22 protein-coding genes and 1 pseudogene are annotated in these 21,187 nt (G+C 75.3%); 14 read left to right on the top strand and 9 right to left on the bottom strand.

The genetic code is table 11. The features are described 5' to 3' along the window. Position 1: 1 nt before the first annotated feature. Genes hemL through ACQPX6_RS27430 form a run of 4 tightly spaced genes read left to right on the top strand, consistent with a single transcriptional unit; the run spans position 2 to position 2,893 of the window. Entirely contained in the window at positions 2 to 1,327 is a 1,326-nt protein-coding gene (gene hemL, locus ACQPX6_RS27445; RefSeq protein WP_433788375.1) for a glutamate-1-semialdehyde 2,1-aminomutase, read from the top strand. Between the two features lie 5 nt (positions 1,328 to 1,332). Next, positions 1,333 to 1,959, top strand: coding sequence for a histidine phosphatase family protein (locus tag ACQPX6_RS27440; protein ID WP_433788374.1), 627 nt, complete (start codon positions 1,333 to 1,335; stop codon positions 1,957 to 1,959). Positions 1,960 to 1,961: 2 nt separating this feature from the next. Continuing rightward, a complete protein-coding gene (locus ACQPX6_RS27435) occupies positions 1,962 to 2,537 on the top strand; it encodes a TlpA family protein disulfide reductase (protein ID WP_433788373.1) in 576 nt (191 codons plus the stop codon). A gap of 56 nt (positions 2,538 to 2,593) precedes the next feature. Then, complete coding sequence (locus ACQPX6_RS27430; protein WP_433783896.1) at positions 2,594 to 2,893, top strand: zinc-ribbon domain-containing protein; 300 nt, start codon at positions 2,594 to 2,596, stop codon at positions 2,891 to 2,893. A 50-nt stretch (positions 2,894 to 2,943) separates the two neighbouring features. Here the strand turns inward: ACQPX6_RS27430 and ACQPX6_RS27425 are convergent, their stop codons facing one another. Further along, positions 2,944 to 3,123 carry a hypothetical protein gene (locus ACQPX6_RS27425; protein ID WP_433783894.1) on the bottom strand — a complete coding sequence of 60 codons (180 nt, stop codon included), beginning with the start codon at positions 3,121 to 3,123 and terminating at the stop codon, positions 2,944 to 2,946. A gap of 267 nt (positions 3,124 to 3,390) precedes the next feature. Here ACQPX6_RS27425 and ACQPX6_RS27420 point away from each other — a divergent pair, with 267 nt between their 5' ends. The 4 genes from ACQPX6_RS27420 to ACQPX6_RS27405 all read left to right on the top strand — a co-directional run bounded on the left by ACQPX6_RS27420 (position 3,391) and on the right by ACQPX6_RS27405 (position 8,357). After that, positions 3,391 to 4,230: a cytochrome c biogenesis CcdA family protein gene (locus ACQPX6_RS27420; RefSeq protein ID WP_433783893.1), complete on the top strand. Its 840-nt coding sequence runs from the start codon at positions 3,391 to 3,393 to the stop codon at positions 4,228 to 4,230. A 10-nt stretch (positions 4,231 to 4,240) separates the two neighbouring features. Beyond that, positions 4,241 to 5,887: a cytochrome c biogenesis protein ResB gene (resB, locus tag ACQPX6_RS27415; RefSeq protein WP_433783892.1), complete on the top strand. Its 1,647-nt coding sequence runs from the start codon at positions 4,241 to 4,243 to the stop codon at positions 5,885 to 5,887. Further along, the gene (gene ccsB / locus ACQPX6_RS27410; RefSeq protein WP_433783891.1) at positions 5,877 to 6,851 is read left to right on the top strand and encodes a c-type cytochrome biogenesis protein CcsB; all 975 of its coding nucleotides are present in this window, start codon (positions 5,877 to 5,879) and stop codon (positions 6,849 to 6,851) included. The genes resB and ccsB overlap by 11 nt, the downstream gene beginning before the upstream one ends. A gap of 84 nt (positions 6,852 to 6,935) precedes the next feature. Further along, positions 6,936 to 8,357 carry a MinD/ParA family ATP-binding protein gene (locus ACQPX6_RS27405; protein WP_433783889.1) on the top strand — a complete coding sequence of 474 codons (1,422 nt, stop codon included), beginning with the start codon at positions 6,936 to 6,938 and terminating at the stop codon, positions 8,355 to 8,357. Between the two features lie 78 nt (positions 8,358 to 8,435). Here ACQPX6_RS27405 and ACQPX6_RS27400 read toward each other — a convergent pair whose 3' ends face one another. Beyond that, on the bottom strand, positions 8,436 to 8,693 hold the full coding sequence (locus tag ACQPX6_RS27400; RefSeq protein WP_433783887.1) for a hypothetical protein: 258 nt from the start codon (positions 8,691 to 8,693) through the stop codon (positions 8,436 to 8,438). Between the two features lie 178 nt (positions 8,694 to 8,871). Then, positions 8,872 to 9,075 carry a BldC family transcriptional regulator gene (locus ACQPX6_RS27395; protein ID WP_433783885.1) on the bottom strand — a complete coding sequence of 68 codons (204 nt, stop codon included), beginning with the start codon at positions 9,073 to 9,075 and terminating at the stop codon, positions 8,872 to 8,874. A 182-nt stretch (positions 9,076 to 9,257) separates the two neighbouring features. On the opposite strand from ACQPX6_RS27395, the gene ACQPX6_RS27390 reads away from it, so the two are divergent. The 3 genes from ACQPX6_RS27390 (at position 9,258) to ACQPX6_RS27380 (ending at position 11,743) form a co-directional block, all read left to right on the top strand. Continuing rightward, positions 9,258 to 9,629, top strand: a complete 372-nt coding sequence (locus tag ACQPX6_RS27390) for a DUF4229 domain-containing protein (protein WP_433783884.1) — start codon at positions 9,258 to 9,260, stop codon at positions 9,627 to 9,629. 193 nt (positions 9,630 to 9,822) lie between these two features. Continuing rightward, complete coding sequence (locus tag ACQPX6_RS27385) at positions 9,823 to 11,235, top strand: DUF222 domain-containing protein (RefSeq protein ID WP_433783882.1); 1,413 nt, start codon at positions 9,823 to 9,825, stop codon at positions 11,233 to 11,235. 49 nt (positions 11,236 to 11,284) lie between these two features. Further along, positions 11,285 to 11,743, top strand: coding sequence for an SRPBCC family protein (locus tag ACQPX6_RS27380; protein WP_433783880.1), 459 nt, complete (start codon positions 11,285 to 11,287; stop codon positions 11,741 to 11,743). A gap of 1 nt (position 11,744) precedes the next feature. Here ACQPX6_RS27380 and ACQPX6_RS27375 read toward each other — a convergent pair whose 3' ends face one another. The 3 genes from ACQPX6_RS27375 to ACQPX6_RS27365 form a co-directional block, all read right to left on the bottom strand. Continuing rightward, positions 11,745 to 12,617: a 1,4-dihydroxy-2-naphthoate polyprenyltransferase gene (locus ACQPX6_RS27375; protein WP_433783879.1), complete on the bottom strand. Its 873-nt coding sequence runs from the start codon at positions 12,615 to 12,617 to the stop codon at positions 11,745 to 11,747. Between the two features lie 52 nt (positions 12,618 to 12,669). Continuing rightward, positions 12,670 to 13,908: a hypothetical protein gene (locus ACQPX6_RS27370; RefSeq protein ID WP_433783878.1), complete on the bottom strand. Its 1,239-nt coding sequence runs from the start codon at positions 13,906 to 13,908 to the stop codon at positions 12,670 to 12,672. A 301-nt stretch (positions 13,909 to 14,209) separates the two neighbouring features. Further along, positions 14,210 to 14,878, bottom strand: coding sequence for a DUF998 domain-containing protein (locus tag ACQPX6_RS27365; RefSeq protein WP_433783877.1), 669 nt, complete (start codon positions 14,876 to 14,878; stop codon positions 14,210 to 14,212). Between the two features lie 140 nt (positions 14,879 to 15,018). Here ACQPX6_RS27365 and ACQPX6_RS27360 point away from each other — a divergent pair, with 140 nt between their 5' ends. The 3 genes and pseudogenes from ACQPX6_RS27360 to ACQPX6_RS27350 all read left to right on the top strand — a co-directional run bounded on the left by ACQPX6_RS27360 (position 15,019) and on the right by ACQPX6_RS27350 (position 17,324). Beyond that, positions 15,019 to 15,339 carry a YciI family protein gene (locus ACQPX6_RS27360; protein WP_433783876.1) on the top strand — a complete coding sequence of 107 codons (321 nt, stop codon included), beginning with the start codon at positions 15,019 to 15,021 and terminating at the stop codon, positions 15,337 to 15,339. Continuing rightward, a pseudogene (locus tag ACQPX6_RS27355) lies at positions 15,336 to 16,592 on the top strand (RNA polymerase sigma factor); the annotation flags it as partial. The gene ACQPX6_RS27360 and the pseudogene ACQPX6_RS27355, both read left to right, overlap by 4 nt. 12 nt (positions 16,593 to 16,604) lie before the next feature. Then, positions 16,605 to 17,324, top strand: coding sequence for a site-specific integrase (locus ACQPX6_RS27350; protein ID WP_433788372.1), 720 nt, complete (start codon positions 16,605 to 16,607; stop codon positions 17,322 to 17,324). Here the strand turns inward: ACQPX6_RS27350 and ACQPX6_RS27345 are convergent. From ACQPX6_RS27345 to ACQPX6_RS27335, 3 genes are all read right to left on the bottom strand, one after another. Further along, positions 17,308 to 18,945 (bottom strand): DHA2 family efflux MFS transporter permease subunit, encoded by a 1,638-nt coding sequence (locus tag ACQPX6_RS27345; RefSeq protein ID WP_433783875.1) that lies wholly within the window; start codon positions 18,943 to 18,945, stop codon positions 17,308 to 17,310. The two genes, ACQPX6_RS27350 and ACQPX6_RS27345, sit on opposite strands and share 17 nt — an antisense overlap. 100 nt (positions 18,946 to 19,045) lie before the next feature. Beyond that, positions 19,046 to 19,792 carry an HlyD family secretion protein gene (locus ACQPX6_RS27340; RefSeq protein WP_433783874.1) on the bottom strand — a complete coding sequence of 249 codons (747 nt, stop codon included), beginning with the start codon at positions 19,790 to 19,792 and terminating at the stop codon, positions 19,046 to 19,048. Beyond that, positions 19,789 to 21,165: an efflux RND transporter periplasmic adaptor subunit gene (locus tag ACQPX6_RS27335; RefSeq protein ID WP_433783873.1), complete on the bottom strand. Its 1,377-nt coding sequence runs from the start codon at positions 21,163 to 21,165 to the stop codon at positions 19,789 to 19,791. Before ACQPX6_RS27335 ends, ACQPX6_RS27340 begins: the two co-directional genes overlap by 4 nt. Between the last annotated feature and the right edge of the window lie 22 nt (positions 21,166 to 21,187).

The following is a 21,187-nucleotide window of genomic DNA, read 5'->3' as shown; positions in this document are numbered from 1 at the left end:
GATGACGAGCGCGGGCACGGCCAGCGCCGACCGCAGCGCCGAGCTCTTCGCTCGCGCCGAGCAGGTCGTCCCGGGCGGGGTCAACTCCCCGGTGCGCGCCTTCCGGTCGGTCGGCGGCACCCCGCGGTTCATGACCTCGGGGCAGGGCGCGTGGCTGACCGACGCGGACGGCAACCGATACGTCGACCTCGTCAGCTCCTGGGGTCCGATGATCCTCGGGCACGCGCACCCCGCGGTCGTCGAGGCCGTGCAGCAGGCGGCGGCGGCCGGGCTGTCGTTCGGCACGCCGACCGCGGGCGAGATCGACCTCGCCGAGGAGCTCGTGCGCCGCGTCGAGCCGGTCGAGCAGGTGCGCCTGGTCAACTCGGGCACCGAGGCCACGATGAGCGCGATCCGCCTCGCCCGCGGCTTCACCGGGCGCAGCGTCGTGGTCAAGTTCGCCGGCTGCTACCACGGCCACGTCGACGCGCTGCTCGCCGAGGCGGGCTCGGGCGTCGCCACCTTCGGGCTGCCCTCGAGCCCCGGCATCACCGGCGCCCAGGCCGGCGACACGATCGTCCTGCCCTACAACGACCTCGACGCCGTCGCCGCCGCGTTCTCCGAGCGCGGCCAGGAGATCGCCTGCGTGATCACCGAGGCGGCCGCGGGCAACATGGGCGCGGTCGCCCCGGACGACGGCTTCAACGCCGGGCTCAAGCGGCTCTGCCACGCGCACGGCGCGCTGCTGGTGGTCGACGAGGTGATGACGGGCTTCCGCGTCTCGTCCGCCGGCTGGTACGGCCTCGAGGGCGTCGCCGGCGACCTGTACTGCTTCGGCAAGGTGATGTCCGGCGGCCTGCCCGCGGCGGCGTTCGGCGGCCGCGCCGACGTCATGGGCCACCTCGCGCCCGCCGGCCCCGTCTACCAGGCCGGCACGCTGGCCGGGAACCCCGTCGCGGTCGCCGCCGGCCTCACGACCCTGCGCCACGCGACGCCCGAGGTGTACACCGCGCTCGACGGGCACGCCGACCGACTGCACGGACTGTTCGCCGACGCGCTCACCGAGGCCGGCGTCGTGCACACGATCCAGCGGGCGGGCTCGCTCGTCTCGATCCGCTTCGCCGAGGGCGTCGGCCGCGACTACGCCGACATGAAGGCCGCCGAGACCTGGCGCTTCCCGCCGTTCTTCCACGCCCTGCTCGACCGCGGCGTCTACATGCCGCCCAGCGTGTTCGAGGCGTGCTTCATCTCCGCCGCGCTCGACGACGACGCGTTCTCGGTGATCGCCGACGCGCTGCCCGCGGCGGCGCGCGCGGCGGCTGCGGCGACGGCGCCGGAGCAGGCGTGAGCCCCCTGCGGACCACCGTCCACCTGGTGCGCCACGGCGAGGTGCACAACCCCGACAAGGTCCTCTACGGTCGCCTGCCCGGGTTCGGGCTCTCGGACGAGGGGCGGTCCCAGGCGGACCGGGCGGCCAAGCACCTCGCGGGTGCCGACGTCACGGCCCTGCTCGTGTCGCCGATGCAGCGCGCGCAGGAGACCGCCGAGCCGATCGCCGCGACGCTGGGCCTCGAGCCGGTGACCGAGGACCGCCTCATCGAGGCCGGCAACGCGTTCGAGGGCAAGCACGTCTCGGTCGGAGACGGGGCGCTGCGCAACCCGGAGTACTGGCCGCTGCTGCGCAACCCGTTCCGGCCGTCGTGGGGCGAGCCGTACCTCGAGATCGCGCACCGGATGCTCGGCGCGGCCCACCGCGCGCGGGCGCTCGCCGCGGGTCACGAGGCGGTGTGCGTCTCCCACCAGCTGCCGATCTGGACGCTGCGCCGCTTCCTCGCCGGCGAGCGGCTCTGGCACGACCCGCGCAAGCGGGAGTGCTCGCTGGGCTCGGTGACCAGCTTCGTGTTCGACGACGAGAGCCTCGTCGACATCGCCTACGCCGAGCCCGGCGGCGCGAGCGACCCGGCGTCGACGGGGGCGTGACGGTGCGGGCCGTCCTGCTGGCGCTCGCCGGGCTCCTGCTCCTGGCCGGGTGCTCGTCGGCGCCGTCCGAGGGCACGTTCGAGTTCGGGGGCACGGGCGGGCGCACGACCGTCGTCTACGACCCGCCCGAGACTCGCGGCGTGCTGCCCGCGGTGACGGGGGAGAGCCTGCTCGAGCCGGGCCGGCCGCTGTCGAGCCAGGACGCGCGCGGCCAGGTCGTGGTGCTCAACGTCTGGGGATCGTGGTGCGGGCCGTGCCGCGCCGAGGCCGACGCGCTCGACCAGGTCGCCACGGCGTCCGCGCCCCGGGGCGTCCGGTTCCTCGGCATCGACGTGCGTGACCAGCGCGAGGCCGCCGCCGACTTCGTCCGCGACCGGGGCGTCGTCTACCCCTCGATCTACGACCCGCCGGGACGCTCACTGCTCGCCCTGCGGGGGTACCCGCGCAACGCGGTGCCGTCGACGATCGTGCTCGACCGGTCCCACCGCGTGGCCGCGGTGTTCCTCACCGCGGTGCTCGCTTCGGACCTGCAGCCCGTCGTCGACCGGATCGCCGCCGAGCCTCCGCCGGCGAGCTGAGCGCCCGGACGATCACGCCCGTAGGCTCGCCCGCCACCGACGGACAGGAGCGCCACATGATCATATTCGGGACCCGCCGGACCGTGGCGCAGCTGGCGATGGTCGTGCTGACCTGCGCGAACTGCCGGCGCACGGCCGCGAACGCCGTGCTCAAGGCCGTCACGAAGTTCACGCTGTTCTTCATCCCGCTCTTCCCGGTGCGGACCCGCTACGCCACGCAGTGCACGGCGTGCGGCTTCCACCAGTGGATCGAGAAGGGCCAGGCCGAGCAGCTGCGCCACGTGCCGGCCCCGTGGTCGGGACCGGCCGCGAACGGGCACGCCGCGCCCGGCCAGTACCCGGGCGCCCACGGCTGAGGTCCCGCCCGGCCGGGCCTCGAGGGGCCGGACCGGGCGGGACACGGGAGTCAGCCGGTGCGCCGGGCGGCGAAGTCCGTGCGGACGTGCACGGGCTTCGTGCGCTCGCGCGGACCCTGCGAGCGCGCCGGGGGTGGCGTGCTGCCGCCCGCCGACCGGCCGCGGGCGGCGGCGCGGCGCTCGGCGCGGTTGGCCGGTGTGGACGGGGCGTGCGGGGTGGTGTCTCGCATGGAGGACCTCCTGGGGGTGCGGACCGGACACCGCCCGGGGTGCACGAGCACCGCGCCGGGCGGCGGGAGGGGCAGCGGAGGGGCGCGGACCGGAACGGTCGCGGAGCGCCTCAGGAGTCGATGTCCACGGCGGAGACGCTAGGAGCCCCCACGGGGGCGCGCCACCGAATTACCGGCGCCCGCGACGGCACGATCTACGACACATCGTCGGAGATGCGCGCCCGCGCCCACGCGCGCCTGACCCGCGCGTCCTACCCTGGACGTCGTATGAACCTGACCGAGGTGGCCACGTCCGGCCCCGTGCTGCTCGCCGTGCTGCTGTCCGTGGCCGCCGGCGCGGTCAGCTTCGCCTCGCCGTGCGTCGTGCCGCTGGTGCCGGGCTACCTCGCGTACCTCGCCGGGCTGGTCGGGGCGGACGCCCCGGCGGTCACCGAGGACGAGGTCCGCGCCCAGACCGCCGAACGCCGCGCGGCGGTCACCGGCGAGCTGCCCGTGGCCACGGCCACCCGGCGCCCGCCGCGGCGCCTGCGCCTCGCGGGCGCCGCGGTCCTGTTCGTCCTCGGGTTCACCGTGGTGTTCGTCGTCGGGCTCGGCTCGATCGTCTGGCTCGCCGACGCGCTGCTGGCCAACGAGGCGATCCTGCAACGGGTCGGCGGGGTCGTCACGGTCGCCATGGGTCTGGTGTTCCTCGGGCTCGTGCCCGCGCTGCAGCGCGACACCCGCCCGCACCGCGTGCCGCAGGTCGGGCTGGCCGGGGCGCCGCTGCTCGGGGCGACGTTCGGCCTGGGCTGGACGCCGTGCCTCGGGCCCACGCTCGCCGGCGTCGTCGCCCTCGCCAGCGGCACCGACTCGGGCGCGGCCGGGGTGCGCGGCATCGTGCTGCTGCTCGCCTACTGCGTCGGGCTCGGCGTGCCGTTCGTGCTCATCGCCCTCGGCGCCGGGCGCGCGGTGCGGGCCCAGGCCTGGCTGCGCGCGCACAGCCGGCGCATCCAGGTCGTCGGCGGGGCCGCCCTCATCGTGGTCGGCCTGCTGCTCGCCACCGGGCTGTGGGCCGAGATCGTCGCGCTGCTGCGCGGACCCGTCGCCGGCTTCACCACACCCCTCTAGGCCGCCGACCATGACCACCACGCTGCCGCAGGCCCCCGCCGACGACGCCGGCCCGCCCCCGTCGCCGCCCGGTCCCGCGCGCCGGGTGCTCGCGCTGGTCCGCAACACCTGGCGCGGGCTGACCAGCATGCGCACCGCGCTGATCCTGCTGTTCCTGCTCGCGGTCGCCGCGCTGCCGGGCGCCGTGCTGCCCCAGCGCACGCCGAGCCCGAACGCCGTCGAGGACTACCTCACCGCGCACCCCACCCTCGGCCCCGTCCTCGACGACCTCGGGTTCTTCGGCGTCTTCGCCACCCCGTGGTTCGCGGCGATCTACCTGCTGCTGTTCATCTCGCTCATCGGGTGCCTCGTCCCGCGCTCGTTCGAGCACCTGCGCGGGCTGCGCGTCGAGCCCGTCGCCGTGCCGGGCAACCTCGCCCGCCTGCCCCACCACGCCGAGGGCACCGCGGACGAGGACCCCGACGAGGTCATCGAGCGCGCCCGCCGGCGCCTGCGCGGCTGGCGGGTCGCGGTGCGCTCGGAGCCCGACGGCGTGCGGACGCTGTCGGCGGAGAAGGGCGCGCTGCGCGAGGTCGGCAACCTCGTCTTCCACCTCAGCCTGGTGGCCCTGCTCGGCGGCATCGCCGTCGGGGGGCTGTTCGGCTACGAGGGCCAGGTCATCGTCATGGCCGACGGCAGCGAGTTCTGCAACTCCGGCATCTACGCCTACGACTCATTCCGTCCCGGCATGGAAGTCGACGGCACCGGCCTCGACCCGTTCTGCGTGACCGTCGACGGCTTCCGCGCGACGTTCCGGCCCGACGGCCAGCCCGACTCGTTCGACGCCGCCGTGCGCTACCAGGACGCCGAGGCCGTGCAGCGCGGCGACGACGCCTGGGCGCCCCACGGGCTGGCGGTCAACGACCCGCTGCGGGTCGACGGCGAGCGCGTCTACCTGCTCGGGCACGGCTACGCGCCGCGCTTCACCGTGACGTTCCCCGACGGGCAGCAGCGCACCGGGCTGGTGCAGTGGCGCCCCGTCGACCAGGGCACGCTGCTCTCCGAGGGCGCCACGAAGATCGATCCGCCCGGGGTGACGGACGAGGCGCAGCGCCGGCGCTCGCAGCTCGCGATCACCGGGCTGTTCGCGCCGACCTCGTCCGGCGGCGGGCTCGTGACCTCGGTGTACCCCGCGCTGAACAACCCCGAGGTGGCCGTCGACGTCCTGCGCGGCGACCTGGGCCTCGACTCGGGGCGCGCGCAGTCGATCTTCTCGGTGGACCAGGGGATGGTCGACCAGGGACGCCTCGTGCGGGTCGCGCGGGAGAACATGCGTCCCGGCGACCAGATCACCCTCGACGACGGCACCCGCGTGCGCTTCGACGACGTGCAGAACTGGGTGTCGCTGCAGGTGTCCCACGACCCCGCGCAGACCGCGGTGCTCGTGGCGGCGATCGCCCTGCTCGGGGGGCTGACGCTGTCGCTGACCATCCGGCGGCGCCGCTTCTGGGTGCGCGCCGCCCCCGCCGTGCCGTCTACGACAGACCGTCGTACGGTGGTGGCACTCGGGGGTCTGGCCCGCACCGACCGGGCGGGCTACGGCGAGGAGTTCGGTCGGCTGGCCGCGGACCTCGTGCCGCCCCGGGGTGACGACGGAGAGGACGACGATGGTCGTTGACGCGGAGCTGGGCCAGTTCGGCGACCTGCTGTTCGGGTCGGCGCTGGCCGTCTACGTGCTCGCGATGATCCTGCACGCCGTGGAGCACGGCCTCCTGCGGCGCACCGAGCCGGCCGCCGCGGAGGCCCGCGTACCGGTCGGGGTCGGCGGCGGCACGGGCAGCGGGCCGGACGACGCACCCGTCGCCCCCACCGACCGCGCGCCCCGCTCCCGCGCCGAGCGCTTCGGGCGGATGGGCGTCTCGCTCACCGTCCTCGGGTTCGGCCTGCACGCCGCGATGCTGGTGGTGCGCGGGTTCGCCGCGCAGCGCGTGCCGTGGGGCAACATGTACGAGTTCACGGCGGCGATCTCCCTGGTCGCCGTCGCGGCCTGGCTGGTCGTGCTGCGCCGGCACCCGGACCTGCGCCGCCTCGGCGTGTTCGTGCTGCTGCCGGTGATCGTGCTGATGTTCCTGGCCGGCACGGTGCTCTACACCCAGACCGCGCCCGTGGTGCCCGCCCTGCGCTCGTACTGGCTGGTCATCCACGTCTCGGCGGCGGTCATCGCGTCCGGGATCCTGCTGCTCGCCGGCGTCGCCAGCTGCCTCTACCTGCTGCGCGCGGCGCACGACGACCACCCGACCCGGCTGGCCTGGACCGCGCGGCTGCCCGCCGCCGACGTCCTCGACCGCGTCGCCTACCGCGCCACGGCGCTGGCCTTCCCGATCTGGACGTTCGCCGTGATCACCGGCGCGATCTGGGCCGAGGCCGCCTGGGGTCGCTACTGGGGCTGGGACCCCAAGGAGACGACGGCCTTCATCGCGTGGGTCGTCTTCGCCTGCTACCTGCACGCCCGGTCGACCGCCGGCTGGCGCGGGCGGCGTGCCGCGGTGATCAACGTGGTCGGCTTCGCGGTCATGGTGTTCAACCTGTTCTTCGTCAACCTCGTCGTCACGGGCCTGCACTCCTACGCCGGCGTCGGCTGAGCGGGCCCCTGCGCCGTTCCGGTCGTTCGGATCTCCGCGAGGGGATACGGTCAGCCGCGCCAGCGACCAGGGAGGGGCCGTCAGATGGAATCCAGGGACGACGCCGGGGCGGAGCGCGAGGGCGGACCCGCCCGTGCCGCCGACACGGCCGGCGCCTCCCCGTCCGAGCCCGAGCGCAGCGCCGGGTCCCCGGCCGCCGAGGGCGTGCCGGTGACCGGGCCGTCGGGTGACGGCGCCGCCGCGTCCGGGTCGTCGAGCACGGCCGGGGCGAGCGGCTCCGGTGCGGCCGATCCCCCGAGCGTCGCCGCGCCGCCGGACTCCCCGGACACCACCCGCCGGGTCGACACCGCGGAGGCCGCACGCGGCGACGCCGCGCAGCCCCGGCACCCCGGCTTCGACCCGCGCGTCGGTGCCGCCGGACCCACCAGCCGCGTCCCCGGGCCGCCCGGTCCGCCCGGGCCGCCGGCCCCGGGCGAGCGCGCGCCGGTCGCCGGGCGCTTCACCACGCCCGGCCGCGGCGCCGGCGTCCCCGCGACGACCGGACCGAACGGCCCCGCGTCGTACGACCTGTCGTCGGCCCACCTGCTGCGCCCCAGCAAGCGCCCGCCGCAGACGGGCTGGCGCCGCGCGCTGTTCGTCGGCACGGGCGGGCTGGTCAACCCCGGCGAGAGCCCGGGCGACGCCGCGCGCCGCGAGCTCATCGCGCGCGTGAACCAGCCCCTGCACGGCTGCTACAAGATCGCGATGCTGAGCCTCAAGGGCGGCGTCGGCAAGACGACGATGACCACCACGCTGGGCTCGACGTTCTCGTCGCTGCGCGGCGACCGCGTCATCGCCGTCGACGCCAACCCGGACCGGGGCACGCTGAGCCAGAAGATCCCGCTGGAGACCACGGCCACCGTGCGGCACCTGCTGCGCGACGCCTCGCGCGTGCGCCGCTACTCCGACGTGCGCGCCTACACCTCGCAGGGCCCGTCCCGCCTGGAGATCCTGGCGAGCGAGCAGGACCCGGCGGTGTCCGAGGCGTTCAGCGAGGTCGACTACCGGCGCACGGTCACGCTGCTCGAGCACTTCTACAACGTCGTGCTCACCGACTGCGGCACCGGCCTCATGCACTCGGCGATGAAGGGCGTCCTCGACGTCGCCGACTCGCTGCTGATCGTCTCGTCGGCGTCCATCGACGGGGCCCGCAGCGCCTCGGCCACGCTCGACTGGCTCGACGCGCACGGCTACCGCGACCTGGTGTCCCGGTCCGTGGCGGTCATCAACTACGTGCGCCGTTCATCGGGCAACGTCGACCTCGACCGGGTCTCCGACCACTTCGCGGCCCGCTGCCGCGCGGTCGTGCGCCTGCCGTTCGACCCGCACCTCGAGGAGGGCGCCGAGATCGAGCTGGACAAGCTCGCCGGCAGCACCCGCGCCGCGCTGCTCGAGCTCGCGGCCACCGTGGCCGACGACTTCGGCCGTGCCGGCTCCCGCGTCCGGCGCCCGGTCATCCCGCGCTGACGGGGCGGGACCATCCGCGAACGCGACGAGGGGCGCCCCGGGTGGGGCGCCCCTCGTCGTGTGTCTGCTCGTCGACCCTCAGCTCGAGGGCGGGTCCTCGCGCTGGATCTTCTCGTCCAGCGAGCGCAGGAACTCCGGGTCGTCGTCCGGCGCGACCGGACGGCGCTGCGGGCGCCGCGGCGAGGCCGCCCGTGTGGGACCGGTGGGTGCGTCCTCGGCCGGACCGCCGGGAGCGCCGTCGTGTCCGGCCTGGGCCGCCTGGGCGGCCATCACCTTCCACAGCAACGTCCCCACGACGACCAGGACGAGCACGGCCACGAGGAACGGGATCACCACTGGGACGCCTCCAGCCTTTCGACGTCACCGGCCGCCGGCGGGTCCGCGGACCGGACACCGACCACGCTACCGGTCGGGAGAGGAGTCTGCGTGGCGTGCGGGAAGTGGCGGTCGGGTGGCGGTCGGGTGCCCGGGGTGAGCGGGGACGGAGATCCCGTCCTCGCCCGCGCCGGTGCGACTAGCGGTGGGCCTCGCTGGTCAGGCCGTCGAGCAGCGTGCGGACCTCCGACTCGCGGAAACGACGGTGCCCACCCGGCGTGCGAATGGAGCCGATGCGACCCGCGGACGCCCAGCGGGTCACGGTCTTGGGGTCGACGCGGAACATCGCGGCGACCTCGCCCGGGGTCATGAGCCGCTCGTTCGCATCGTGAGCGATGGTCATGTCGCTCCACCTTCCCTGTCGCCTCACCGGAACCGCGCCGTCGAGGGGCGGAGCGGACGTGATGGAAGGAATCGTGACACCCGGGGCCTCACGTACTCGAACGCTTGTATCCAGGTAAAGGGACCACAAAGGACGAAACGGGACACCTCCGGCGCCGGCGTGCCGGTGCTTACCCTGGAGCGGTGACCTCCGAGGAACACGACGCCGCGACCGGTTCCCCCGGCCGCGTGGCGCTGGCGATCGCGCTCTACGTCGGGGTGCGCCTGGTGATCGTCGCGATCATCGCGGGCATCCTCGTCGCCGTCGGCCTGCCGCTGCTGCTGGCCCTGCTGGTCGCGTTCGTCGTTGCCCTGCCGCTGTCGCTGGTGCTCTTCCGCGGGCTGCGGGCCCGCCTGGCCGCGGAGATCGACGCGGCCACGGCCGCGCGCCGGGAGCGCCGGGAGGCCCTGCGGGCGGAGCTGCGGGGGGACGCGGAGCCGTCCGACGGCGACGAGGCGACGGGAGAGGAGCCGGGGGCGTCCCGCACCCGGGGGGACGGGTCGCGCGCGACATAAGATCGCGTCGAGACTGCGCTCGGCCCGTGCCCGCGACCCGGGGCTGGCGGAGATCTGAGCGAAGGGCACCTTCGCTCGGATAGACGGGCTGTTGGCGCCCATCGCCATGATCGACGCCGGCTTGCCGGGCCGACCGCCCCTGGACCTCGCTGGTCGGGCGGCGTTGTCGGGGGTCGGGTCTATCTTCGAACACATGAGCGAAAGTGGGGCTGTCGGGCAGGTCGAGCGGGAGGCGCTCGACCGGTTCCGGGAGCGCTACGTCGCCCTGCGCCGCGAGCAGTACCGGTTGTTGGAGGACGTCGCGGACCTCCAGCGGCTGGGGGTCGCGCAGCAGACCGGGGACCGGTTCACCGAGCGCCTGCTCCAGGATCTGGGGCGGCTCGACCGGCGCGACGCCGACCGGTTGGTCGACGAGACCGCCGACCTCGTCCCCCAGCTCGCCCTGTCGGGTGAGCCGCTGCCGCCGCGGCTGCCCTGCACCGCCACCGTCTACGCCGCCGGGGAGACCGGGCCGGGGCACGTGGCGGTGATCCGGCGGACCATGAGCCGCCTCGACAAGGTCGACGGCCTCGATCCGGCGGTGTGGTCCGAGTCCGAGGCGACGCTGGCGGAAGCCGCGACCCGGCTGTCGCCGGATGCGTTGGCGAAGGTCGCGGCCCGGGTGCTGGCCTACGCCGACCCCGACGGCGCCGCGCCGGACCCGCGCGAGGAACGCGACGACGAGCTGTTGATCTCCTCGCGGCGGGACGGGACGTTGCGGATGACCGCCACGTTCCGCGGGGCGGTGAACGCCGAGATCGTCCGCGAAGGCTTCGACGCCGCCTCCACCCCCGCCGGGCCGGACGACGACCGGTCGCTGGGCAACCGGCAGGCCGGGGCGCTGGTCGAGTTCGTCCTCGGCGCGCAGGGTGCGGGCGGCATCCTCGCCGACGACGACACCACCGCTGACGCCGGCGAGTCGCCCGCCGCGCCCGGCGAGCCCGCGCCCGGCGAGCCCGCGCCCGGCGAGCCCGAGCTGGACCTCGAGCTCGGCGCGGACCCGGCGCTGATCCCGCAGCCCCGCCGCTCCGAGCCCGAGCCGTCGTCAGCGCCAGCGGCTCTGCGGCGGCGACCGCTGCGCTCGATGGGCCGGCCCCTCCTCACGATCACCATGGACCACCGCTGGCTCCAGGCCGCCGTCGGTCACGGGACGCTGGACTCCGGGCACCTCGCCGACGCCGCCACCGCCCGCCGCTGGGCCTGCGACGCCCAGATCATCCCCATCGTCCTCGGGACGAAGTCCGAACCCCTCGACGTCGGACGCCTCGCCCGCACCGCCACCGACGCCATCCGCCGCGCGCTGAACCTCAGAGACGGCGGCTGCGCCTTCCCCGGCTGCACCCGACCACCCCGCCGCTGCCACGCCCACCACATCCACCACTGGCTCGACGGCGGCGACACCGAGCTGCACAACATGGTGCTGCTTTGCCAGCACCACCACCTGGTCGTCCACCACGACCACTGGCACCTCGAGATGATCGACGGCCTGCCCTGGTTCACACCACCACCCTGGATCGACCCCGACCAACGACCACGACCCGGCGGACGACCACGCGTTCCCACCTAGCGAGCGCCGTCGTGCACCATGCTCATCCGTCACCGAGCGAGGAGGCGCTGTGAGCGACGAGTCGACCGACGGACCGCGGGTCGTGAGTGCGGAGCGGGAGATCGCGGCAGGGGCGGAGGCGATCTTCGAGCTCATCGCCGACCCGGCGCGCCAGCCCGAGTGGGACGGCAACGCCAACCTGGCCGAGGCCGCGCCGGGGCAGCGGCTCCGCGCGGTGGGCGACGTCTTCACCATGTCGCTGACCCAGGGCAGCGACCGCGAGAACCACGTCGTCGAGTTCGAGGAGGGCCGCCGCCTGGCCTGGCGGCCTTCCGAGCCGGGCCGCGAGCAGCCCGGGCACCTGTGGCGCTGGGAGCTCGAGCCCCACGGCGCGGACCGGACGCTGGTGCGGCACACCTACGACTGGTCGGAGCTGACCGACGAGTCGCGGTTCGGGACGGCCCGGGCGATGTCGGTCGCCAAGCTCACCGCCTCCCTCGATCGGCTCGCCCGGCTCGCGGAGAGCTGACTCAGGTCAGCGCCAGACCCAGCGCCGTCGCCGCACCCCACACGAGCAGGCCGAGGGCGGTGTCGCGCAGCACGGGGATGAGGCGCGCGCCCGTCGCCCCGGAGAGCACGCGGCGCAGCCCCGGCACCAGCAGGATCAGCGCGAGCAGGCCCAGCAGCGCACCCCACGCGCGCAGGCTCAGCACGAGCGTCATCCCGAGCGGGACCACCACGAGGGCGGCGTACAGGACGCGGGTGTCGCGGTCGCCGAGCACCACGGCGAGCGTCCGCTTGCCCGTCTCGGCGTCGGAGCGGACGTCGCGCAGGTTGTTGGCGACGAGCACCGCGCACGCGAGCAGTCCGACGCCCACCGAGGCGCCGATACCGAGCCCGCTGGCGCGGCCGGTCTGCACGAACTCGGTGCCCAGCACGGCGACCGGTCCGAAGAACACGAACACCGCGACCTCGCCGAGCCCGCGGTAGCCGTACGGCCGGGAGCCGCCGGTGTAGAACCACGCGCCGAGCAGGCACACCGCGCCGACGACGATCAGCCACCAGTGCCCGCTGTAGAGCGAGAGCACCACGCCGGCGAGCGCCCCGAGCCCGAGGCAGGCGAACGCGGCCGTCTTCACCTGCCGCGGTTCCGCCGCCCCCGAGCCGACGAGGCGCAGGGGACCGACGCGGTCGTCGTCGGTGCCCCGCACCCCGTCGGAGTAGTCGTTGGCGTAGTTCACCCCGACGACGAGCGACACCGACACCACGAGGGCGAGCACGGCGGCCAGGGGGTCGAACCCGTCGACCCCGGCCGCGGCCCCGGTCCCCGCGAGCACCGGCGCGATCGCCGTGGGCAACGTGCGGGGCCGGGCCCCCTCCACCCACTCACCGACGGTCGCCACGCCCGTCGAGCCTAGTGCCTGGCCCTCCGTGCCTGGTCCGACGTGCCCGGCGTTACGTGCACGGCGGCAGCGGCGGCGCGCCCTGGATCGAGGCGGCGGGGACGTAGCGGTCGGGCCGCGTGCGCAGCCACAGGTTGCTGGTGCCCTGGCTGCCGGTGACGGGCGAGCCGGCGAGCTGGCACTGCACCTCGACCTGCGCGCCGTCGCCGACGACGCCGGAGTCGACGCCCGCGGCGTCGGGGGTGGCGCGCTCCACGACGGGCCCGGTGCCCCCGGTGATCGCCCGCCCGAGGGCGCCGCTGCGGGCGGTCCAGAGGTACTCGACGGTGACGAAGGCATTCGTCGTCAGGCCCAGGCCCCAGAAGGTGCCGTCGGCGAGGTCGATGCCGGCCGGGTTCTTGACCTGGCGGCCGAACCCGTCGCGGCCCCCGTTGTGCTGGTTCTCGAACGCGGCCTGGGCCTGCGGACGGCCCTGGGGCAGGTCCTTCCACGACTGGCGCTGCGCCGGGGAGTTCCAGTAGTCGTCGGTGGTGTTCCAGGGGCCGACGTCCCACACCGGCACCGTCGCGCAGCGCCCGGCGTCGGTGCAGACGCGCACGCTGTAGTCGCCGCGGCCGTTGGGCGAGAGCGCGCGCCGGGAGGGCAGGGCGACGAACTGGTCGTTCGGCACGATCCGGTGCCCGTTGGCGGTGGTGCCGCCGACGAGCCCCTCGCGGGTGGCGAAGACGCGGTGGCTCGCGCGCGGCTCCACGGTGCGGGGGCCGGTGGCCACCTCGTCGGCGAGCACCTCGAGGCTGCGCACGGCCGGCCCGGCCGAGCCCGTCGGTGCGACGAGGGCGAGGCGCACGGCCACGGTGCGCGTCGGCTCGGGCAGCAGCGCGGGCGCGCCCGGCTCCGCGGGGATCCACTCGCTCCACTGCCCGTCGGCGCCCTGACCGCGGACGTCGACGCCGACCGCGGAGCCGGGGGGCACGTCGCCGGTGACGGGGGCGTCGATCCGGTTCACGGGCGTCGCGAACTGGTGCGCGCCGAGGTCGAGCAGGCCCTGGCGCTGGGCGCCGCGCAGGGCGGCGGGACCGCTCTCGGTGCCGTCGCGGGTCGTCGTCAGGCGCGCGGTGCCCTCGGCGAGCTCGACGCCGGTGGACGTGCCGGCGAGCGGCGGGGACCAGCGCTGCGGGCCCTCGTCGGCGGCGGCCGCCGCCGGGACCGGGCCGGCGGGCGGCACACCGGGCTCGGCGTGCGCGGTGGCGGTCCCGAGGGCCGTGACGGCGGTGAGGGCGGCGGTGACCACGACGAGACCAGCCCGTCGCGTTCGCCGGCCCGCGCCGCCGGCCGCGGGCGCCGGGGTCGGGTGGGATCGAGCCGAGTCGGTGTGCACGTGGCGGCCAACGGGCCGGGTGCCGGGTGCGGTGCCGGGTGGGCGCGGGATTCGCTCGATGGCGTGTCATCCCGTCGAGCGTTTCGACCCCCGTACGGCGCGCCGCCTCGACGGCGGGGCCTACGTGGTGCAACGCCCCGGGACAGCACGCGACCCCCGGGGCTCCTGTGGGTGAGCCCCGGGGGTCGGTGCCGGCGGGATCAGACGGCGCGGATCAGACGGTGCGGAGCAGTCGGGCGGCCACCACCGCGACCCAGAGCATCGCCCCGATCGCGCCGATCGCCAGGGTCAGCGTGCCCGCGGTGCCGCCGACCATCGCCCAGCCCCAGCCGACCACCAGGCCGAGGCCGGCGACGCGGGACACGACGGCGAGCCCCCGCTGCCCGGTGCGGGTGAGGTGGCGGCCCAGGACGAAGCACAGGGCGATCAGCGACGCGAAGGACAGGGTGCCCGCCACCATGTGGCCGACCGCGTGCCACGACATCGGGGGCATCCCCTCCGGCGCGCCGACCGGGAAGCCCGCGCCCGGGTCCATGACCAGGACGCCGGCGGCGGCGAGCCCGACCCCCGCGCCGCGGGCCAGGCGGGGCGCCCACACCCCGCCCGGCGTGCCGCGCAGCGCCCCGCGCAGGCCGGTCCCGCCGACGAAGGTCAGGACGCCGGCGACCACGAAGTTCGCGATCTGGAGCCAGCCCAGGTCGCCGGTGGCCAGGAGGCTCAGCGGGTGGCGGAGGATGTCGAACCCCTCGCGGGTGGCCGCCTGGACGATCGACACGGCGCTCCACAGGGGCAGGCCGACGACCAGGGCGCCGAGCGCGGCGCGGGTGCGGGTGTCCTCCGCGGTGGTGGGGGTCGCGGCGGGGGTGACGGTGCTGGTGCTCATCTCGGGTGCCTCTCCGGCTCGGTGGACTCTCACCGGGACGTCGACCGACCGATACGACAGGGAATAGCATCCTTCCCTGTCGCATGGCCGAGGCGACGTCCGGTCATCAGCAGTCGGCACACCAGATCGAGGAGACAGACATGCGCTACCTGATGACCACCGGACAGAACAGCCGGCAGCCCGACGAGGCCCTGTTCGCCGACATGGGCGCGTTCGTCGAGGAGATGACCGCCGCCGGCATCCTCATCGCCACCGGGGGCCTCGAGCCCGGGGGCATCCGCATGACGTCGCAGGGTGACGACATCACCGTGACCGACGGGCCGTTCGTCGAGGCTCGGGAGGAGATCCTCGGCTTCGCGCTGGTCGAGGTCGCCTCGCACGAGGAGGCCCTCGAGGTCGCCCGCCGCTTCCGGCGCATCGTCGGTGACGGCGACAGCGTCCTGCACCGGGTCATGGGGTGACCACGACGCGCGGGGACGGCGACGGCGACCCGGGGCTCCATGCCCGGGTCGACGCGGTGTGGAAGCTCGAGTCCGCCCGCATCGTCGCCGCCCTCGTGCGGATGGTGCACGATGTCGGGCTGGCCGAGGAGCTCGCCCAGGACGCGCTGGTCGCGGCCCTGGAGCAGTGGCCGGCGTCCGGCGTCCCCGACAACCCCGGTGCCTGGCTCACCGCCGTCGCCAAGCGCCGTGCCGTCGACCACCTGCGCCGCGCCGAGCGGGCCGAACGGGCGCACTCCGCGCTCGCGCACGCCGACGACACGACCGACGAGGACACGGCCACCGACACCCCCGGCGACGAGGACGCCGACGTCCTGCGGCTGATGTTCCTGTCGTGCCACCCGGCGCTGCGCACCGAGCAGCGCTCCGCGCTCGTGCTGCGCCTGCTCGGCGGGCTGCGCACCGACGAGATCGCCCGGGCGTTCCTCGTCGACGAGGCCACCGCCGCCCGTCGGATCGCCGGCGCCAAGCGGACGCTCGCCGAAGCCGGGGCGGCCTTCGCGATGCCGGACCGCGACGAGCTCGCCGCGCGCTTGTCGTCGGTGCTCGAGGTCGTCTACCTCGTGTTCAACGAGGGCTACGCAGCGACGTCCGGGCAGGACCTGCTGCGCCCGGACCTGTGCGGGCAGGCCCTGCGCCTGGGTCACCGCCTCGCCGCGCTCGCGCCCCGCGAGCCCGAGGTGCACGGGCTGGTCGCCCTCATGGAGCTGGCGGCGTCGCGAGCCGCGGCGCGCACCGGCCCGGCGGGCGAGCCGGTGCCCTTGCACGAGCAGGACCGGGGCCGCTGGGATCCCGTGCACGTGCGGCGCGGGTTCACCGCGATGCTGCGGGCCCGGGACCTGGGCACGAGCCCCGGCCCGTACGTCCTGCAGGCGGCGATCGCGGTGTGCCACGCGCAGGCCCGCCGGCCCGAGGACACCGACTGGGCGGCGATCGCCACCCTCTACGACCGGCTCGCCGCGCTCCTGCCGACCCCGGTCGTCGCGCTCAACCGGGCCGTCGCCGTCGGCCGGGCGCACGGGCCCGCGGCCGGGCTCGCGATCGTCGACGCGCTGCGCGACGACCCCCGCCTGCGCGACTACCACCTCCTGCCCGGGGTGCGTGCCGACCTGCTCGACCGCCTCGGCCGTGGCGAGGAGGCGCGCCGCGAGTACGCCCGCGCCGCCGCCCTGACCCGCAACGACGCCGAGCGCGCCGTCCTCGTCGCGCGTGCCGGCCCTGGTGATGTGGCTGCCGCCCCGTCCGGTCCGACGCTCGAGGACCGGGCCGTCGCGTTCCTCGGCGGGCTCGGGGCCCCCGCCGCCCGGGCCTACGGGCAGACGCTGCGGCGCCTGGTCCGCGGGCTCGGCGGCACGACACCGGCCACCGCGCTGACCGCGGACGACGTCGCCCGCGTGGTCACGACGGCCTGGGGGCGCGCGGCCCCCGCGACCTGGAACCGCCACCGCGCCGCCGTGCGCTCGTTCGCCGCGTGGCTCGAGCGCCCCGAGCTGGCCGAGGGCCTCGAGCGCCGCCGCGCCGACGCCCCGCCCGCCCCGCCCGTCGACCCCGCGCGGGTCGCGGCGCTGTGCGACGACCCGGCGCTGCCGGTGCGCGAGCGCGCGCTGTGGTCGCTGCTGCACGAGTCCGGCGCCCCGGTCCGGGCGGTGCTCGCCCTCGACGTCGACGACCTCGACCGCGACGACCGCGCCACCCACGACCGCACCGTGGTCTGGCGCTCCCGCACCGCGCGCCTGCTCGACGCCCTGCTCGATGGGCGCACCCGCGGCCCGGTGTTCCTCGCCGACCGCCGCCCCGGACCCGCCCGCGCCCGGACGGGTGCCGACCGCTGCCCCGACACCGGCCGCACCCGGCTGTCCTACGAGCGCGCCGAGTACCTGTTCACGCACGCCACCGGACGCGAGGCGACGCTGCGCCGGCTGCGCCCCGTCAGGCCTCGACCATGACCTTCTCGCCCGTGGGGGAGGACTTCTTCCTCAGCAGGAACGCGAACCCCACCGCGACCGCGCTCAGGGCGGCGGTGATGAGCATGAGGTTGTCGAAGGCGTTGGTGAAGACCATCCCGGTGGCCGTCCGGTCGAGCGTGTAGCTCTGCAGCACGGCGGCGGTGTCACCGGCACCGCCGGTCGCGGCCGCGGTGCCGCCGGCCGTCGCCGTGGTGGGCGCGGCCTGGGACCCCATGAGACCGCCCATGTCGCTCAACCCCTGGGCCTGCTGACCGGTCATCAGGGCGGTCATGGCGGCCAGGCCCATCGCCGACGACGTCCGCTGGACGAGGTTGTTGAAGGCGCTCGCCCCGCTGGTGTTCTCCGGCGGGACGGCGGAGAGCCCGTTGGTCATGATCGGCATCATGGCGAGGCCGATCCCGCCCGCGCGGAAGGCCAGGAGCCACTGCAGCTCGGTGTGCGAGGTCTCCAGGTTGATCCCGCGGAGCATGTAGGTGCCCACGGCCATCACCGACAGGCCGATCACCGCCGGCCAGCGGGCCCCGAACCGGTCGTAGATGCGCCCGGCCAGCGGCATCATCACCGCCATGACCGCCGCCTGCGGCAGCAGCAGGATTCCGGAGTCGAACGCGCCCATGCCCTGGTACTGCTGCAGGTAGACCGGGATGTAGAACAGCACCCCGAACAGGCCGATCGAGATGATGGCGATGAGGATCAGCGAGTTCGTGAACGGCCAGAACCGGAAGACCCGGACGTCGAGCAGCGGGTGGTCCACCTCGAGCTCGATGACCACGAACAGCGCCAGGCACAGGGTTCCGAAGGTCAGCAGGATGAGCACCGGGTAGCTCCCCCACCCCCACGACTCGCCCTCCGAGAGCGCCAGGAGCAGGGAGAACAGGCCGGCCGCGATCGCGAGGAAGCCGGGCAGGTCGAAGCGGTGGGAGACGCCGCCCCGGAAGGCGGGGAGCAGCACGACCGCCGCGATCGCGCCGACCACGCCGATCGGGACGTTGATGAAGAAGATCAGCCGCCAGTCGACGTACTCCACCAGGTAGCCGCCGAGCGTCGGCCCGACGGCCGGGGCGACGATGATGCCCAGCCCGTACATCCCCATCGCCGCGCCGATCTTCTCCCGCGGCACGATGCGGTAGAGCATCGAGAGCGCGACCACCGGGATGACCCCGCCGGGGATGGCCTGCAGGATCCGGAACGCGATCATGCTGTTGAGGTCCCACGCGAGCCCGCAGAGCGCGGAGCCGGCGGCGAAGCCGAGCAGGGACAGGATGTAGGCCCGGTTGAGGCCGATCCTCTCGCCGAGCCAGGCGCTGGCCGGGACGATGACCCCCAGCGCCAGCGAGTAGGACGTCGCGACCCACTGGATGTCCTCGGTGGTCGCCCCGAAGTCGATCTGCATGGCCGGGATGGCCACGTTGACGATGCTGACGTCCAGCACCGACATGAACATGCCGGTCACCAGGACGATCAGGGACACCGCCCAGGGCCCGGACGTCGTCGGGGTCGGTACGGCGGGCGCCGCCGGACGCTCCGGCGCAGGCGACGTCGGCGCGCTCGGTGGGCGCTCCTCGACGGTGCTGGGCGCGGCGGGCGTCTCGGTGGACATCGTCAGAGTCTCGCACCGACGGCGGCCGTCGGCCGGACATCGGGATCCGGAAAAGCGCAGGTCAAGGCCCCGGTCGTCGCATTTCGGGCGGCCGGCGCGGTCACCGCTCGTCCCGCACGATGTCGGCGGTGACGCTCATGCCGGGGATCAGCTCGAGACCGCGCGGGTCGTCGATGGTGATCTTCACGGGGATGACCTGGGTGACCTTCTGGAAGTTCCCGGAGCTGTTCGACTGCGGCAACGGCGAGAACACGCCCGCGGCGCCGCCCTGGATCTCGCGGACCGAGCCCGTCAGGGCCACGTCGGGGTACGCGTCGACGGAGATGTCGACCGGCGCGCCCACGTGCACCTGGTCGATGTCGGTCTCGTCGACGCGCGCGGTGACGGTCAGGTCGGACATGTCGTAGGCGACCGCGAGCTGCGTGCCCGCGGTGACGTACGCGCCCTCGGTGGTGTCGTCCACCGCGACGGTCCCGGCGGCGGGCGCGCGGATGGTCAGCTCCGGTTGCACGAACGCCCCCTGCAGCTGGACGCGGCCGACCGCCTCGTCCGGGGTGAGCACCGTCCCCTGCGTCGCCGACCAGTCCACGAGCGTCCCGGCGGCCGGGGCGACGATCGGGATCTGGGTGCCGTCGATCTGCGCGTTGTCCGTGGACACGTAGCCGCTCGAGATCACGAAGTAGTTCACCGTGAACCCGGCCGCGGCGAGCAGCGCGATGACCACGATGACGATCAGCGCGATCCGCGTCGAGCGTTTCAGGGGCCGCCGCCCGCTCGCCGGCGCAGACTCCTCGCCGGCGGTGTCGGTCGCGGTCGCGACCGGCCCGGTGGTCGGTTCGTCGGTCATCGCGACCTGCCTCCGGTGACGAGGATCTGCTGGTTCTCCTGGAGCCCGGCGAGGACCTGGGTGCGGTCGGTGCCGACCAGCCCCGGTGTGAAGCGGACGGGCTGCTGGCGCCCGCCCGGTCCGACGACGACGACCGAGCTCGAGGTGCCCTGCCGGCGCACGGCGGCGTTGGGCACGGTGAGGAAGCCGTCGACGTGCCCGGTGACCACCGAGGCCCGCGCGGTCTGGCCCTCGCGCAGGCGGGGGTCACCCCCGGTCAGCGCGACGGTGACGTAGTAGTTCACGACGTTCGAGATCGCGGCCCCCGACGGCGCGACCGCCTGCACGGTGCCGCCGAGCGCGGCGTCCGGGATCGCGTCCACGGTGACGTCGACGTGCTGGCCCGGGGCGATCGCCGCGGCGTCCGACTCCTGGAACGGGACGACGACCTGCAGCGCGGCCGGATCGTCCAGGACGACGAACTGGGCGCCGCCGGGGCGTGTCGGGGTCGCGCCCCCGGCCGTGGCGCCCGCCGCGCCCGCGGCGCTCGCGGCCGGCGCGCCCGGGATGGCGGCGTCGCTGCCAGGCGCCCGTGCTGTCGTGCCCGAGCTCGTGCCGACGAACTCGCCGACCACGCCGTTGAGGGCGGTGACGACGCCGTCGGACGGCGCCCGCAGCGTGGTGTTCGCCAGGTTCTCGCGGGCGGTGTTCACCCCCGCGCGGGCGCCGTCGACCGCGGCGCGGGCGGCGTCGAGGGTGTGCGGGCGCTGGGCCTCGGCGGCGTCGAGGTTGTTCTGCGCCGAGACGACGCCCTGGCGTGCCTGCTCGACCTGCAGCGCTCCGGTGGCCTGCGAGGCGCCGGCACCCGCTCCGCCCGTCGCCGCGCCGCCGGCCGCCCCGCCCGCCGCCGGGCCGGGCTGGGCGGCCACGCGCTCGGTGGCGGCCAGGACGCGACGGGCCTGGGCGAGCGCGGCCTCGGCGCCGTCGACCGACGTCGAGTCCTCGGCCTGCTCGAGGTTCGCGTTCTGGGCGTCCAGCTGGGCCTCGGCCTGGCGCAGCGCCTGGCGGGCGGCGAAGTCGTCGATCGTGGCGAGCACCTGGTCGCGCGTGACGTGGTCGCCGACCTTCACCGCCACCGAGGTGAGCTGCCCGCCCTGGGGGAAGCCGACGTTCACCTGGCCCGCCGACACCGACCCGACGGCCGAGACCGCCGTGCTCACCGACCCTCGCGCGACGGCGACGGTGCGCGGGGCGGCCGGCGTCGAGGACCCGCAGGCCGCGAGGACCGCGCCCGCGGCGAGGGTGCTGACGGCCAGTGCGCCCAGACGGATCGCTCGCGCGCGAGGGCCGCGAGGACGCTGCCGTGCCCGCGACGGTGTGGTGTCGGCGGCCACCGCGCCTCCTTCATGGTTGTTA

The sequence above is a fragment of the Actinomycetospora sp. CA-101289 genome (genome assembly GCF_050955895.1).
Taxonomy (GTDB): domain Bacteria; phylum Actinomycetota; class Actinomycetes; order Mycobacteriales; family Pseudonocardiaceae; genus Actinomycetospora.
This window is presented reverse-complemented; position numbering and strand designations above follow the sequence as displayed.